This window comes from Saprospiraceae bacterium (genome assembly GCA_016715965.1).
GTDB lineage: Bacteria > Bacteroidota > Bacteroidia > Chitinophagales > Saprospiraceae > Vicinibacter.
Genome location: JADJXG010000001.1, coordinates 2,460,776 through 2,476,613, shown reverse-complemented (window position 1 = coordinate 2,476,613; position 15,838 = coordinate 2,460,776). Strand labels below are relative to the sequence as shown.

Annotated in this window: 14 protein-coding genes and 1 pseudogene; 12 read left to right on the top strand and 3 right to left on the bottom strand. The window is 38.6% G+C overall.

The window, feature by feature from the left end; genetic code table 11:
- Positions 1–86: 86 nt before the first annotated feature.
- From IPM48_09260 to IPM48_09225, 8 genes and pseudogenes are all read left to right on the top strand, one after another.
- Positions 87–2,542 (top strand): annotated as a pseudogene (locus IPM48_09260) (DNA translocase FtsK 4TM domain-containing protein).
- 176 nt (positions 2,543–2,718) lie between these two features.
- The gene (locus tag IPM48_09255) at positions 2,719–3,285 is read left to right on the top strand and encodes a DUF4256 domain-containing protein (GenBank protein MBK9271776.1); all 567 of its coding nucleotides are present in this window, start codon (positions 2,719–2,721) and stop codon (positions 3,283–3,285) included.
- Between the two features lie 35 nt (positions 3,286–3,320).
- Positions 3,321–3,860, top strand: coding sequence for a DinB family protein (locus tag IPM48_09250; GenBank protein MBK9271775.1), 540 nt, complete (start codon positions 3,321–3,323; stop codon positions 3,858–3,860).
- Positions 3,861–3,894: 34 nt separating this feature from the next.
- The gene (locus IPM48_09245; protein ID MBK9271774.1) at positions 3,895–4,590 is read left to right on the top strand and encodes an intradiol ring-cleavage dioxygenase; all 696 of its coding nucleotides are present in this window, start codon (positions 3,895–3,897) and stop codon (positions 4,588–4,590) included.
- A gap of 259 nt (positions 4,591–4,849) precedes the next feature.
- Positions 4,850–5,449 (top strand): histidine phosphatase family protein, encoded by a 600-nt coding sequence (locus IPM48_09240; protein ID MBK9271773.1) that lies wholly within the window; start codon positions 4,850–4,852, stop codon positions 5,447–5,449.
- Positions 5,450–5,477: 28 nt separating this feature from the next.
- Positions 5,478–6,107, top strand: coding sequence for a CPBP family intramembrane metalloprotease (locus tag IPM48_09235; protein MBK9271772.1), 630 nt, complete (start codon positions 5,478–5,480; stop codon positions 6,105–6,107).
- Positions 6,108–6,161: 54 nt separating this feature from the next.
- Positions 6,162–6,590 carry a hypothetical protein gene (locus IPM48_09230; protein ID MBK9271771.1) on the top strand — a complete coding sequence of 143 codons (429 nt, stop codon included), beginning with the start codon at positions 6,162–6,164 and terminating at the stop codon, positions 6,588–6,590.
- Positions 6,591–7,026: 436 nt separating this feature from the next.
- On the top strand, positions 7,027–8,526 hold the full coding sequence (locus IPM48_09225; GenBank protein MBK9271770.1) for a T9SS type A sorting domain-containing protein: 1,500 nt from the start codon (positions 7,027–7,029) through the stop codon (positions 8,524–8,526).
- A 508-nt stretch (positions 8,527–9,034) separates the two neighbouring features.
- Here the strand turns inward: IPM48_09225 and IPM48_09220 are convergent.
- A complete protein-coding gene (locus IPM48_09220; GenBank protein MBK9271769.1) occupies positions 9,035–9,514 on the bottom strand; it encodes a hypothetical protein in 480 nt (159 codons plus the stop codon).
- Positions 9,515–9,611: 97 nt separating this feature from the next.
- On the opposite strand from IPM48_09220, the gene IPM48_09215 reads away from it, so the two are divergent.
- A complete protein-coding gene (locus IPM48_09215; GenBank protein ID MBK9271768.1) occupies positions 9,612–9,797 on the top strand; it encodes a hypothetical protein in 186 nt (61 codons plus the stop codon).
- Between the two features lie 54 nt (positions 9,798–9,851).
- Here IPM48_09215 and IPM48_09210 read toward each other — a convergent pair whose 3' ends face one another.
- Positions 9,852–10,283 carry a hypothetical protein gene (locus IPM48_09210; protein MBK9271767.1) on the bottom strand — a complete coding sequence of 144 codons (432 nt, stop codon included), beginning with the start codon at positions 10,281–10,283 and terminating at the stop codon, positions 9,852–9,854.
- Positions 10,284–10,333: 50 nt separating this feature from the next.
- Positions 10,334–10,831 (bottom strand): hypothetical protein, encoded by a 498-nt coding sequence (locus tag IPM48_09205; GenBank protein MBK9271766.1) that lies wholly within the window; start codon positions 10,829–10,831, stop codon positions 10,334–10,336.
- Positions 10,832–11,646: 815 nt separating this feature from the next.
- Between IPM48_09205 and IPM48_09200 the strand changes: the two genes are divergently transcribed.
- The 3 genes from IPM48_09200 to katG all read left to right on the top strand — a co-directional run bounded on the left by IPM48_09200 (position 11,647) and on the right by katG (position 15,838).
- Positions 11,647–12,576 carry an IS1595 family transposase gene (locus IPM48_09200; GenBank protein MBK9271765.1) on the top strand — a complete coding sequence of 310 codons (930 nt, stop codon included), beginning with the start codon at positions 11,647–11,649 and terminating at the stop codon, positions 12,574–12,576.
- Entirely contained in the window at positions 12,573–12,965 is a 393-nt protein-coding gene (locus IPM48_09195; GenBank protein ID MBK9271764.1) for a hypothetical protein, read from the top strand. Before IPM48_09200 ends, IPM48_09195 begins: the two co-directional genes overlap by 4 nt.
- Before the next feature lie 653 nt (positions 12,966–13,618).
- A complete protein-coding gene (katG, locus tag IPM48_09190; GenBank protein ID MBK9271763.1) occupies positions 13,619–15,838 on the top strand; it encodes a catalase/peroxidase HPI in 2,220 nt (739 codons plus the stop codon).

Sequence of the window (15,838 nt, the reverse complement as noted above, 5' to 3'; positions counted from 1 at the left end):
ATAGCTAAAAATATATTATAATAATTTGTAATATTTAAAAATGTCATACATTAGCGTCGAATTTAATACATAATCTACTATCCCATATGTCCAGGTCAAAGTCAAAAAAGAAAGGGGCTTCCTCTTTTTGGTCCGATAAATTAAAAGATGAGCGATTTGCCAAAATCGCAGGCATGCTTTCATTTATGACGTCTATTTATTTGTTTCTCTCTTTTACCTCCTATCTCAATACCTGGAAAGCAGATCAAGATAAGGTGCTCCAACTCTCCTGGAGTTTGCTCCTCAAATCAGGGGCAGAAGTCAGCAACTGGCTGGGAAGATTGGGCGCCCTTACTTCACACTTCTTTTTCTACTATGGATTTGGAATCGCAAGCTTTCTCTTTATACCCCTCTTTATTCATTTGGGCTTTCGTTTTGTCAAAAAAAGCGGATGGCTTTCTTTCCTTCGCTTCAGCACCCACAGCATGCTTATTATGGCCATGCTATCCATGATTCTGGACTTCTGTCTTTCCAATCACCACTTTCCCTTTGGAGGTGCCTTCGGGTCCAGAACCAATGCCATCATGGCGACTTATGTCGGAGAAATCGGTCTGGGTGTAGCTTTGATTTTTATCATGATGACCATGGTCATCTGGTTCTTTAATCCCAGTTTCCAAAGATTGCAGCTGCAGACTTTTGGAACTTCTGATACCGATGCATTCCTGGACTGGTCCAAGGCATTTAAATGGCAGGCTGACAGGGAAGGCGAATCAGCCATCCAATCTGCATATCCCTCCGGAAATTTTTCGGAAAGTAAACTTGAAGTAGATTTTGGCGATTATGCAGAAAGCGGTGGATTGGCTGCTACGATTGGGATAAAGCCTGATGAGATGTTACCCGATTTTGGACCCGCTCTGGAAATAGAAGAAACTACCACAGATTCCTACCAACCGATTACTACCAAAGATCCAGAACAAAGCGACTTTTCCGCTCCACTCCAGTCTGTCCTCCCTGACGAGGACAGCTGGGAGAGCGAGTTTGAATCAGGGCCCTACGATCATCGCGCTGATTTGAGTGCCTATCAAACGCCGGGACTGGAGCTGCTCAATGACTATTCTGATCAAAAATTTGAAATCGACCGCAGCGAATTGGAAGCCAATAAAAATCAGATCATTGCCACCTTGCAGAATTATAAAATAGAGATCCAGAAAATCAAAGCAACCATTGGGCCGACGGTCACCTTGTATGAGATTGTTCCCGCACCCGGAGTCCGTATTTCCAGAATCAAAAGTCTTGAGGATGACATCGCCCTCAGCTTGTCTGCACAAGGCATTCGGATCATCGCGCCCATACCTGGAAGAGGTACCATTGGCATTGAAGTGGCGAATAAAAACAAACAAACTGTAGCATTGAAGGATCTATTGCGTTCGGACAGATTCAACGATCCCAAATTGGAATTGCCCATCGCTTTGGGAAAAAATATCTCCAACGAAGTAGTTGTAGCTGACCTCACCAAAATGCCTCACCTTCTGATCGCAGGGGCAACAGGACAGGGAAAATCCGTTGGAATCAATACCATCCTCATGTCCATCCTGTACCGCAAACATCCTTCTGAGGTCAAGTTGGTTTTGATTGATCCAAAAAAGTGGAATTACCCATTTACTCAGAAATCAAAAATCACTTTCTGGCCCAACTTCCCAATCAGGATGAAGCGATTATCACCGATACTTCTAAAGTCATTTACACGCTTAATTCCCTGTGTATTGAAATGGACCAGCGATACGAGTTGTTAAAGGCCGCGAGGGTCAGAAATATTCTGGAATACAATGACAAATTTACCAATCGTCGTCTCAACCCTGAGAAAGGACACAAGTATCTTCCATACATCGTACTGATCATTGATGAGTTTGCAGATTTGATCATGACAGCCGGCAAAGAAGTGGAAATGCCGATTGGACGTCTTGCTCAACTCGCCCGTGCAGTAGGAATTCACCTGATTATTGCCACCCAGAGACCTTCGGTCAAAATTATCACAGGTCTGATCAAAGCGAACTTCCCTGGCAGGGTGGCTTTCAAAGTATCCTCCAACATTGATTCTCGCACCATTCTCGATTGCGGAGGTGCAGAACGATTGATTGGCCGGGGAGATATGCTCTATAGTGTAGGTTCTGATATGATCCGCTTACAGTGCGCCTTTGTGGACACTCCAGAAGTAGAAAAAGTCATTAAGCAAATATCCATGCAGCGATCTTACGGCACACCCTATCTGCTTCCGGAATACAAAGGTGATGATCAGGAAGGGGGCGAATCCTTTTTGTCCAGTGAAGATCTCGATGAAATGTTTGAAGACGCTGCAAGGCTTGTGGTGCAGAGTCAACACGGCAGCACCAGCATGATTCAAAGGCGCCTAAAACTAGGCTACAACCGGGCCGGACGAATCATGGATCAATTGGAATCCCTTGGTATTGTCGGCTCAGGCGAGGGAAGTAAACCCAGAGAAGTAATGGTCTTTAATGAAGCTGAACTAGACCACATGCTCAGTAAATTCAAAAAGCGAACCTAGTCTTATTTTTTTTATACTCAGAAACCACTGAGACTGATAGTAGATTTCTGCCCCGGCCGACCTCCGGGGCTTTTTTTTTCAAGTCAAAATTGAGATTATTTTCTTTTAAAAAAATGAAATGAATTTATCTTCGTTTTGATTCTAAAGGTGGTTTCTCAAAATAAAATCTTCAACAGATGAAAAAAATTAAAAGAGAATTAAACAAAAAACAAACCCAGGAAATATTGTCCATTCTTAAGACCCGGTTTGAAAAAAACACCAACAGACACAAAGGTGTTGATTGGCCCACAGTCCTGACAAGACTTAATCAACATCCTGAAAAGTTATGGTCTCTCTACGAAATGGAAAGAACCGGAGGTGAACCCGATGTAGTTGGCACTGATTCGAAAACAGGTGAATGCATCTTTTTTGATTGTTCGGAACAATCTCCCAAAGGACGCAGAAGTGTATGTTATGATCCGGAGGCCTGGTTGTCCAGAAAAGAAAACCGTCCACAAAGTAGTGCTTTGGGCATGGCTGAGGAAATGGGCATTCAAATGCTGGACGAGACTCAATACCGTCATCTTCAAACGCTGGGGGCTTTTGACACAAAAACTTCAAGTTGGCTTCTAACACCTGAATCCATCCGAAAACATGGAGGAGCCATTTTTGGTGACTGCAGATATCATGCGGTTTTCATTTATCACAATGGAGCAGAATCCTATTATGCAGCCAGGGGTTTTAGAGGACAACTGTCGGTTTAATCAAAATACAGATATTCTCCAACCATATCAATAAAATGGATCTTTCGCACCAAATTGAAAACAAATCACTTAAGCAGGAGCGACCACAATCCAATGAATTTCGTCCCGTCCAGAACTCTATTTCCCGGCTTGAAGATCTGATAAGCTGTGTACCAAAACTATTGCATCAGATCAAGCCCGATACATTAGAAGAAAAAACTTCTCCTGAGAAATGGAGCAAAAAACAAATCCTGGGTCATTTGATCGACAGTGCAAGCCACCACCACCATCGCATCGTCAGGGCACAGATGGAGCATCTCCCTGAAATCGGATATGATCAGGACCTTTGGGTAGAAAAAAATGCTTACCAACAAATGAACCCGGCGAACCTGATTCGTTTTTGGTATATATACAACCAACATATTCTCGACCTGATCAAACTATTGCCATCCAGCCATTTCGAACATGAATTAATTGTTGATGGCAAGAGGCTCTTATTGAATTTTTTGATGATTGATTATGTCATCCATTTAGAGCATCACCTGCGACAAATATTGGGAGATGATTTTCAATGTTGTTCTAAAATTAGAGTCTAGTGACAGAAAAGTTTAACCCACCCATTCTCTTACCATGCAGCAATTAATTAGAATCACTTTTTTTACATTTGTTTCCTTCGCGTTATCCAACTGTAACCCTCCCGTAAAGAACCCATCCAGTTTATCATTGGATCGTCAGGGAAACTCAGTTAAAACAGTCGGTGGCCCTTGCGAAGGTTGCGACCTTTTGTACCTGGGACTTCCTGAGCATGTTTTTCACATTGACACCAGCCCTGCCTGGAATCAGTCTGATGGACAAAAGATTTTACTCACTGGTACCGTGTATCGTTCGGACGGTGAAACTCCTGCTGAGGGTGTTGTTGTTTATTACTATCACACGAATACGGAAGGTATCTATCTGCATCTGCCAAACGAAAAGCGAAGTATGACACCCAATGCATTGGGACAAACCCATGGATATATCCGTGGTTGGGTTAAATCAAATGCGGAAGGTAAATATTCCATCTATACCATACGGCCCGGTAGCTATCCGAGTCGTGATGAACCAGAGCATATCCACCTAAGCGTTAAAGAACCTGATTTAGCCAATGTGTATTACATCGACGATATTACATTTGATGATGATCCTTTGCTCAGCCCAACGAAAAGAATGCGAATGGAAAACAGGGCGGGAAGTGGCATTGTCCAATGGATTCAAAAAGACGAAATTTGGCTGGCTGAAAGAAATATATACCTTGGACTTAACATACCTGACTATCCAGGACATTAAATTCGAAATAAATCAATAGAAAAAACCAGCCTGTTGAGCTCAATTGCCTGAGCTATTTTAAGTGGTTTGATTTGAGTCAGGCTGAGCAGAAATTTTCCAAACCTGTCTGAATGGATCACTTAGCCTCATCCATTTCATCATAAGGCCTTGTCAACTTTATTTTATGTTTCTGAAAGACCATGTTACAAGCTTTATGTATTCGATGTGGCAGTAAAGATCCATTGTTTGACTTTTCAAAAATTCTCAGTTACTTTGTCCTATGTTTCCATCTGGTATTTTTCCAATTCTGGGATTATTTGTTTTACTTGAGTTCTGTCCCAATCATCCGAATGGAGTGCAATCCAATGCTCCTTCCAGTAAACCGTCGTTTCTCATGGAAACGATCCATCGTCAAATTTCTGACTTGCATCCCACCACCTTTGTGTTGGTCAGACATGCCGAAAAAGAATTAGGAGGAAAAGATCCAATACTGAGCAAGGAAGGTACAGAACGAGCCAAAATTTTATCGAAAATGCTGAACAATCTTCCCATCCATGGCATCTATTCTTCAGCTTTTCAGAGAACCAGACTCACGGCAATGCCATTGGCCGAATCCAAGGGAATTCAAATACAAGAATATTCTACTGAGACCAATATAGAAATATTATTGAACGAGATCCACGAAGCCAATCGCGGTAAGCTGGTCTTGTTGGTGGGGCATTCCAATACCCTTCCTGAATTTTTGAATATCATCAGCAATCAACAATTTCAAATAAAGATAAAAGATCAACAATACGATGATCTGTTCATTGCCCAATTTCCTCAAAATCCATCTTCACCCATCCTCCATTTGAAATATGGAAAAGAAACACCCAATTAATTAAGTTACAGACAATCCTGATGCTCTTATGACTGAATTAATCAACGAAATCATCTCCACCATTCTTCAACTGGTGGTTTTTTCAGCGGCACCCTATTTATTCTATTATTTTGGAACCAACAGGACCAGCTCCTTCTGGAATTACATTGGTCTTTACAAACCCAGCGGTAATTCCATTGGCTATATTTTGGCCAGTGCCTTCTTATTCCTTATGGCAGGAATGGGTGTTATTTTTATGGACGAAGACATTCAACAAACCTTATTGCATCCGCCCAGCGTAACAGGTAAACTAAAAGCCATGGGAGTAAATCCAATCACCCTTTTGGTGCTTTTGATCATAGCTCTCTTTAAGACTTCCCTTTCAGAAGAAATATTCTTCCGGGGATTTTTGGCCAGGCAATTTACCCAGCGGTTTGGATTTAGAAATGGAAATATTCTTCAGGCTTCCTTGTTTGGTCTTGTCCATTTGATTTTATTTTACTTCATGGCAAAAACCACCACTTTCTTTTTGGTCTTCATATTCTTATTTTCGTATTCTGCAGCTTGGACCATTGGATATCTCAAAGAGAAGTATGCCAATGGAAGCATTGTTCCAGGATGGATGGCACATGGACTGGGGAATACCATCTCTTACCTGATCATACTTCTTTATTTGTAAGATCTCTTAGATGAACAGTCTGACAATATTTTTTAAATTTCAAGCGATACATTTATGAGAATGCTACTCATTATCCTATGCAGTGTTGTCTTGCTGGTCAATGGTACGGGAGCGCTTTTTGGAGGATATCAACTCATGAAAGATCCGACCGGTGGTTTGCTTCAATTGCCATTAAGTTATCTTCAACATAGTCCGTTTGCCAATTATATGGTGCCAGGTATCGTTTTATTTATTGCAAATGGCCTTTTCAGTATGATCGTATTGCTGGCCATTCTTATAAAACACAGAATGGCATTTCTGCTTACCATCCTGCAAGGGATGATATTGTTGGGCTGGCTTGGTCTTCAAATACTATTTATTCAGGTTTTTTATCCACCCATGCATTTGAGTTTTATGGCTATGGGTTTGATCCTGTGTTTTGGTGGCTGGTATTTATACAAAGAAAAGCCGGCACGTAAAACTCCATATTCTCCCACCCAATAGATTTAATGATGATCCATTCAGGGTCTTAACTTGTGGATGAACCCCTTTAGGAAATAGAACAATAGATCAGCTTTTGGATACTGGTTTTACCATCCGAAAAGGATACTCATGATGTCAATGTACACTTCATCACTTTAAGCCATTCATACTTCAGTTTTCAAATCAATCATTTGACAGAAAAAAAAATCTCTTTTGCAAAATGAATATATGGTTCCTTTCAAGTAAATCCGAACCAATCATTGGCATTCGATTCATACATCAAATGAACGCAAGGGACGGTTCAGTTTTGACAGTGCATCTGTATGATAAAAGACGGGTGAATCTGAACAATTAAATTTTAATCTAAATAAGCATTTGATATTTTCCTAACTTTAAGCATCGCTTTGAATACAGAAAAGAAAATGAAATGCGGTCAATTCGGAAAAATGATTCTGTAATGCAGGCTGTTGTATACGCCTTATTTACCTTGGCCCAAACAGCTGTCGCTCAAAAAATCCTGGTACCGGAATGGATTAAATTCGAATCCAGTGCGACAGGCCAAAAAACAGAAGGATGGGGTGTCTCAGTGGATGCAGAGGGTCATATCTATTGGCCTTTCAACAGCAACAGCTCTGGCATGGGACTCGATCTATATTGTCGAAAATTGGATGAAAAAGGTACGGATTTATGGCCTGCTCCATTATTCTATGGAGGAATCGGAAACCAGCAAAACTTCGTTTGTCAGGTGAAGGACTCTTTTCTTTATATCGGAGGGCGCCATTGTCCATTGACCGTCAATAGTTGTGACATGCTATTGCTAAAAGTGGATAAAATTTCCGGCAGAATCATTTGGGACAAGAAAATGGACTTTGGACAAAACGGATACGATGAAATGGATGGACTTGTTGTTGACGATGAGAACATTTACTGTGGAGGTTGGTCACAGGTCATTGAAGCAGGAAATTTTATGACCGATATTGGATTATGGAAAATGGATTTAAACGGAAACACGATTTGGGTAAATTCACTTGGAATGCCCGGAACAGCAGAACACCAGGATGGGCATTTTGTAGTGGATGATCAATTCATTTTTGCCTCGGGACTTTGGGGAGGGAAAGGAATATTTAATGTGTACGATGGCAGTGCATTCCTGGGGAAATTTTCAAAAACCAATGGCTCCATCATAGATTCTGTACTTTTCGGGAATACATCGGAATCGTACATCAATGCAGAAAATGCCTTAGGTATGACTTCGGATGGTCTTCATCTGTATGTAACAGGGTACAGCACCCCTGTTGCAAACAATTGGCAAATATTTACTGCCAAATTTGATAAAAATCTGAGGAGTTTGTGGTACAAACTTTGGGGAGGCAGCTCAACTGAATCTGCCCGGGCCATCGCAGTCAATGATTACTATGTGTTGGTAGCCGGTCAAACAAACTCCATCGAATACAGTTCAGGAAACAAATCTGATGCGGTTCTATTGGTATATGACCTGGACGGCAACTTGATTTCCCAACAGACCTGGGGAAACCCCTCGACCGATGAGGCATTTCAGGATATGGCAATAGTGGATGACAAGGTTTATCTTTCGGGTAATGTTGGAAACAATATCGGGGCAGGATTAACCGATTCTGCTTTTCTAATGAAACTTCATTTGGACTCATTGATCAGCAGCAACAGGAATGAAAAAACAAATGAAATTTTTCAAATCAAGGTCGGTACAAACTGGAACCATTCTAGTCTTAACATCGATATTTATCCTGATTTGGAAAATACGAGTATCCATCTTTTTAATTCCATTGGTCAAAATTCAGCCCATATCATTCAAACTTCAAATCAATCCATCCGCATAGACATTGGAAATTTGACGGAAGGCATTTATTATTTGCAAGTTATTTGGCTCGATAGGAAAATGAACTTAACAAAAAAAATATTGATCTCCAAATTCAATTAAAGAATACGAATCAATTGAATTTTAAATATCCAATCTTATGATGTGATCTGAATGAGCGACATTGTTTCAAGAAATGATCCACCAGAGGCAAAAAAGTTCGAATACCTAGAAGTGTTCTATTTGGACTCATGTTTGGATTTTAAAAATTGAATTGGATACAAATACAAATACTTTAAAATTAATGGATGAGATGTTTCTCCATTGTAAAATTGTAAATCCTTCAATGGATATCTATCCTGAAACCATTGGAACACAATCAATACTCTTTGGCGAAATAGAATACTACATTAGATACCAATGAATGAATCAAACTATTTCAACTTGTTGAGCATTTGATGATCAATTCATCTTTAGATAGGATTGAGATCTTTTGGTGTGAAGATTGGACAATTGGAATGTGGCTATTTTTAACTACAAGTCATACAATTTAATACCCAATATAGTTTTTTGATTTTCATTGCCTACTAAAATATTTTAAGGCACTAACATACGAGATTACACTAGATATCTAAAGTCTTAATACTAAGCTTCTTACATGAGATATCATATCTCTTACTATAGGTTCAGTACTATTTGATATTACGTCAATAGTTTCAATAAGAATGTCTTTTTGATCTTTTATCGAATCTATATCATCCGAAAAACTTTCAGAGTTATGCTGAATCTCTTGAAGTTTAAAACTTGCCATAGAAATACGACTTAGACAAAAAGTCATATACTCCTCTTTGTTTGATAAATCGTAACACAGCTTATTGTATTGTGCTGATATAAGTGCGTGTTTTATTAACTGCGAAGGTGCATCTGAGTTTTCATTTGCAAACAAGAAATTAAAATCAGCAAGTCCTGAATAAACTTCAACTTTTAAATCTAAATAATCTTTCTTATGGAACTGATACTCGTTATTTTGGCTGTTATACAAATTTCTAAGATCGGACTTGGCTTTCTTGAGTCGTCCATCTACCACCTTTATAAAGAAACTATACCCCAAAAACCCGAAGATGAAGAATAATACAGAAACACAGCAATCCACCTTAGAGCTAAATTTTTATCATTCATATTATTTATTAAATTAAAAAATTAAAAAAATGCACGATTACAAAATTCAAATACTTGAGGCCTATATAGAAAACCCAAGTGAAGCGTCAGAAGCGTTTAAAAGGTTAGCCACATTTGGAAAAATAGCTTGTTTTTACACTATCATTTTTCGTTCATTCCAGTTGGAAGGACTTCAGAAAAATTCAGAGAGTATAGACACTCCATTTGGAACATGATTAGTGAAGAATATCTTTATAACCTCACAGAAATAGAGTTAAAAGATCATATTATTAAAGATCTCGACAAATGGGCTGCAATAGATCATGGATTGGATCACGTTGTTCAAAGAAGGCATTGGAAGCAATACGGAGTAACTGTTGATCATCAATTGCTTCCCCCATTGCTTCATCGACTCGCAAAGGAAGATTAATAGAATCTCTAATATTTTGTAATATATTGTTTCCAAACCTTGTAATTATTTGGCGTATCAAATTATCATTTAACATTGAAACTTGAATCCCACTAAAAAAGCAAGTTGTTGAAGTTGTAAATGAACCTATTGCATTATTGTCTATATAAAACAAATCAACAACAATAACTATTAAACCTTCTTCCAAAATCCTGAAACTTACCTCATATGTAAGGTTAGGTGCGTTAGAATTAAAAGTGTGTCCCAGAGGAAGGTTGTTAACTGAATTGATATTGAAAAGACAAATATTCATTTTGTGATTTTTGAATTGCTAATATGTAAATCTTCTACGTAAAATAGTTGTTACCACTTAATTATTTTATCTCCATTTAGAGGATTTTCTCTATAGAGTTCTATATTTTCGCTTACTGTTTCAGGAGAGTTAATAAGATCACTAATAGCTTTCATTGCATTTGATTCCATATCTTCTAAATCTATTTCATTTTTCGCATAGTCACTAAAAGACTTTGCAAAGGGAAAGGATTCAAATATAATAATATCGCGTGTTCTTTTAGGAAAATCACCATGATAGCCAACAAGTGAAACTATGATAGAACCTAAAGCGGCAAAAGGTAATCCAAGAATTGATATAATTTGTAATGCAAGATTATTTGTTTCGTACAACTTTGAAAATTCTATTACTATAAATACTAATTTGTTTTTAATCCAGTGTATAAGCTTACTGTAAAGCCCAAAAGTAATAAGGGTCAGTATAGTATAAATCAAAGTTCCGATTGGTGTAAGTATAGCAGTAGGAATAATAAGTATTCTACTGATAATTTTATTTACAAAGTGTAGCATTCAAAAAATTTATAAATTACAAATCAAGATTAAACAACTTCTATAATTTTATACACAAAACTAATAAGATTTTAATAAATAGTATATAAAAAATCCAATCACTTTATGAGATACTAAAAACTAAGAATTGGAGGAGTGATGAGTTCCTCCAATCCTCTTTGTGTAGTTGTGTTACTATTCTTCACACGTTTCACAGGACGCACAATCTGTTTCGACTTCGATTCGGAAGAGTTCCCCTTCTTCTTCGCAGACTATACTGATTCCTTTCCCTTTCACACATCCTGAGATGATTACTAGGTAGCAGCGACCATTTCTGCTTAAATAATATGAATCATTCATATGAATACTGTTGCTGGCCAAATTTTATCTTTAAACGTGAAAGGTTTGTTATATTTGTGACGCTAATATAATAGCTGTTGCAATTATGGCAAGTTTTAATTTACGCCGAGCCTGATGAACTCGGCGTTTTTTATTTAACATATCATCAATCCGATAGCGTTTTGCAGTAGGATGATTAACAATACCAAAATAAAAGGAGGCCGAAGCCTCCTGATTACCGACACTTGCAGTCGGGTTTCTTGATGACCAGCAGTATTAAACCTGCTACAAGGTGAGCCAATAGAGAAGCGATAAAATGCTCCATTTGAAAGGGCTTTTGAAGTTTGATTTAATCTATCTTCGCTTGCTTACTTTCTTACTACACATCAAAGATAACCCGACTTGCAAGTTTTTAAATAATTTTAGCTTTTGTTAATTAAATGTTAATTACAAGTCTATGTTTACACAAGTGTAATAATCGTCTTATCTTTGAGGCTATGATATTAAAACCATTTAAAAGCATACTAGATTTCATTAAGGCATTTCCTAATGAAGAATCTTGTATAGAATTTCTTGAAAAAGTTAGATGGGAAAATGGACCTATTTCACCTTTTGATAAAGAATCTAAGGTTTACAATTGCAAGGGCAAAAAATACAAATGCAAGAATACTGGAAAGTATTTTACTGTTGCAACAAAGTCTATATTTGAAGGATCTAAACTTCCATTAACTATTTGGTTTGCAGCCATTTATTTACTTAGTATAGACAAGAAAGGTATTAGTTCTTATCAACTTGCTGAGGAATTAGGAATAACTCAAAAAAGCGCATGGCATCTATTACACAAAATTAGACTTGGAATGGAAAACAATTCTTATTTTGAATCAGATAACGGAATAATTTGCATGGATGAGACATACGTAGGTGGTAAGAACAAAAACAGACACAGAGACAAAAAAGTAAAACATTCTCAGGGTAGGAGTTATAAAGATAAAACTCCAATATTTGGAATACTGCAAAACAATAAAGAGGTGAAATGTTTTGTTGTTCCAGACACAAAGGCTACTACTATACAGCCAATTATCAGAGAGGTAGTACAAGAAAATTCTCTAATAGTTACCGATGAATGGTGCGCTTATGATGGAATTTGTAAAGACTATCATCACGAAGTGTTATTCCACAATAGAGGCTTATATATCAATGAAGATGGATTTTCAAGCAACCCAATTGAAAACTTTTGGAGTCACTTTAAAAGAGGATGGATAAGCACGTATAGCGGAAGGATACAGCCAAAACATTTAGGTAAGTATGCAGATGAATTTGCTTTCAAGTATAATCACAGAAAGTCAGATCTTAGCGGAAAGATTGTAACGATAATAAAAGGTGCTTTTGACAAAAGATTAAAATACGAAACACTAATTGCCAAATGATAGATAAACACGAAGTACTGGATTTATTTATAAAATCTATTTGCAGATTGCAAGGATGGAAAGAATCAGATATTAATTCACATATGGAAGAAATTGGAGCCATAGCTCTTTCAAAAATACATAGTATGAGACTTTTAATAGGAAAGGAATATCCCACTAAGAAATTTCTTATAGCAACTAAACTAGTAGAATCACTTGAAGAAACAGATGTTTTAATAGAGACGCTTATAAATACTTCTTTACTTTTAGCAGCAGATACATGGGAAGAATATGAAGCTCTATTAAAAAAGGCTGAAAACAATCTATCAATCCAGATGGATGCATCAGATATTGGAGGAATTGATTTTGAAACACTAATCAATCACATCCTTAATAAGAAAATTGGTTAATTTTAAATAATGTTAGGTAAGTTTACTAAATACTTGCAAAACTTAAACCAAATGGAGCCATAGTAGCATAAGCATACTACATAGACTCCTTTGTGTACTACTTGTTACTATTCTTCGCAATTTCCACAGGACTCGCAAGGTGCATAGATTTCGTAGCGAAAAGGAGTGTTACCATCTTCGCATTCTAAGCACTTGCCGTTACGTACACAACCGGAGGTTATGACCTCGTAACATTGCCCTTCTCTGATTATAAATAGAGACGTGTTCATAAGGGCAATTTACGGGGTTTATTAATAATTTTTAGATTAATATAAAACTTCGATTTAAAGTTGGCGTTATAAATGGAGTTTTGTGCGTATTAACCTCAGTGTAATCTCGTATGTTAGTGCCTATTTTAAAATACTTTCGACCACTTAAAACCTATCTATGAAGAAAATTTTACTCAACATCAGGCAAACTATCCTATTGGAATTCATTTTGAATTTTAAAAAAATATACCCAAACCATCCATTCTGGAGATTATATAGTCAATTGATCTAAAAAAATAATCAATATTATTAAAAATGATGACTTCAATCAATAAGTCGTCATTTAATCCTCCCACTTCAAACCATTGGAATTTTAGCTTGTTAAATCCTAAAATGACATAACAAATGGAAAACAAATCAGGAGACATGAGTAAATGCCCGGTAACGGGGGCAACAACAAATCACAGCACAAATTCACATGGTACCAAAAACAGCGACTGGTGGCCCAACCAATTGAAGTTAAATATTCTGAGACAGCATTCCAAGCTCTCAAACCCAATGGGTGATAATTTTAATTACAAAGAAGCATTCAGTCGTCTGGATTATAACGCCCTAAAGGAGGACCTTCACGCTTTAATGACTGACTCCCAGGACTGGTGGCCAGCAGATTATGGTCATTATGGTCCATTTTTTATTAGGATGGCCTGGCACAGTGCGGGGACTTATCGCATTGGTGATGGCAGAGGAGGTGCAGGTAGTGGACAACAGCGGTTTGCGCCACTAAACAGCTGGCCGGATAATGTCAATTTAGACAAAGCAAGGAGGTTGCTTTGGCCCATCAAACAAAAGTATGGCAATAAAATATCTTGGGCAGACCTGATGATTCTTGCGGGAAATGTTGCGCTAGAGTCTATGGGATTTAAAACATTTGGTTTTGCGGGTGGACGTGAAGACGTATGGGAACCTGAGGAATCTGTATACTGGGGTTCTGAAAGTAAATGGCTGGATGATCAGAGACATAAGGGAGATCGAAATCTTGAAAACCCCCTGGCAGCTGTTCAAATGGGATTGATCTATGTAAATCCGGAAGGACCCAATGGCAATCCTGACCCCATAGCTGCCGCAAAAGACATCCGTGAGACATTTGCCAGAATGGCCATGAACGATGAGGAAACGGTTGCTTTGATTGCGGGCGGACATACCTTTGGCAAGACCCATGGTGCCGGCGATCCCAGCAAATTTGTGGGACCAGAACCCGAAGCAGCAGGCATAGAAGAACAGGGATTTGGTTGGAAAAATACTTTGGGAAAAGGCCATGGATTCCATACCATTACCAGTGGGCTTGAAGGAGCATGGACGACCACTCCTACCAAGTGGAGCAATAATTTTTTCTGGAATCTATTCGGCTATGAATGGGAACTAACGAAAAGCCCGGCCGGAGCTCACCAATGGAAACCCAAACACGGGATGGGTGAGAACACGGTGCCAGATGCTCATGACCCAAGCATCAGACACACACCCATCATGCTAACCACTGACCTAGCCCTCCGGTTTGATCCGGCTTATGAGAAAATCTCAAGAAGATTTTTGGATCACCCGGATCAATTTGCAGATGCATTTGGTAGAGCATGGTTTAAACTCACTCATCGCGACATGGGCCCATTGCAAAGGTATCTGGGACCGGAGGTTCCAAAAGAGGAGTTGATCTGGCAGGATCCTATCCCTGCTGTCAATCACCCTTTGATAAATGAACGGGATATTCATCTTTTAAAATCAAAAATTATTGAATCAGGAATAGCCATATCCCAACTGGTGGTAACTGCTTGGGCATCTGCCTCCACTTTTCGGGGTTCTGACAAGCGAGGAGGTGCCAATGGAGCCCGGATTCGCCTGGCTCCTCAGAAATACTGGAAGGTAAATAATACGGCCCAACTTTCGAAAGTTCTTGAGACTTTAGAAACCATTCAGAATAATTTCAATCAATCTCAACAGGATGGTAAAAAAATCTCCTTGGCCGATTTGATTGTTCTGGCTGGATGTGTTGGTGTCGAACAGGCCGCAAAGAATGCCGGACATACAATCACCGTTCCTTTTACACCCGGTCGCATGGATGCAAATCAGGAACAAACCGATGTTGATTCATTCTCCCCATTGGAGCCTAAGGCCGATGGATTTCGAAACTATCTCAAAAATAAATTTTCTGTTTCTGCAGAAGAGCTGTTGCTCGACAAAGCAAATTTATTAAATCTGACTGCACCGGAAATGACGGTATTGGTTGGTGGGATGCGCGTTCTGAATGCAAATTACGATCATTCAAATTTGGGTGTGCTCACACATACTCCCGAAGTTCTAACCAATGATTTCTTTGTGAATTTATTGGATATGAATACAAGCTGGAAAGCGACTTCGGATTCAAAGGAAGAGTTTGAGGGTTTTGACCGCTCCTCAGGAGCGCTCAAATGGAAAGCATCCCGTGTTGATTTAATCTTTGGGTCTAATTCCGAACTCAGGGCAATTGCGGAAGTATATGCATGTTCCGATGCAAAAACAAAGTTTGTGGAGAATTTTGTTGCAGCGTGGACAAAGGTCATGAACCTCGATCGATTTGATCTGATGCAGGGCTGA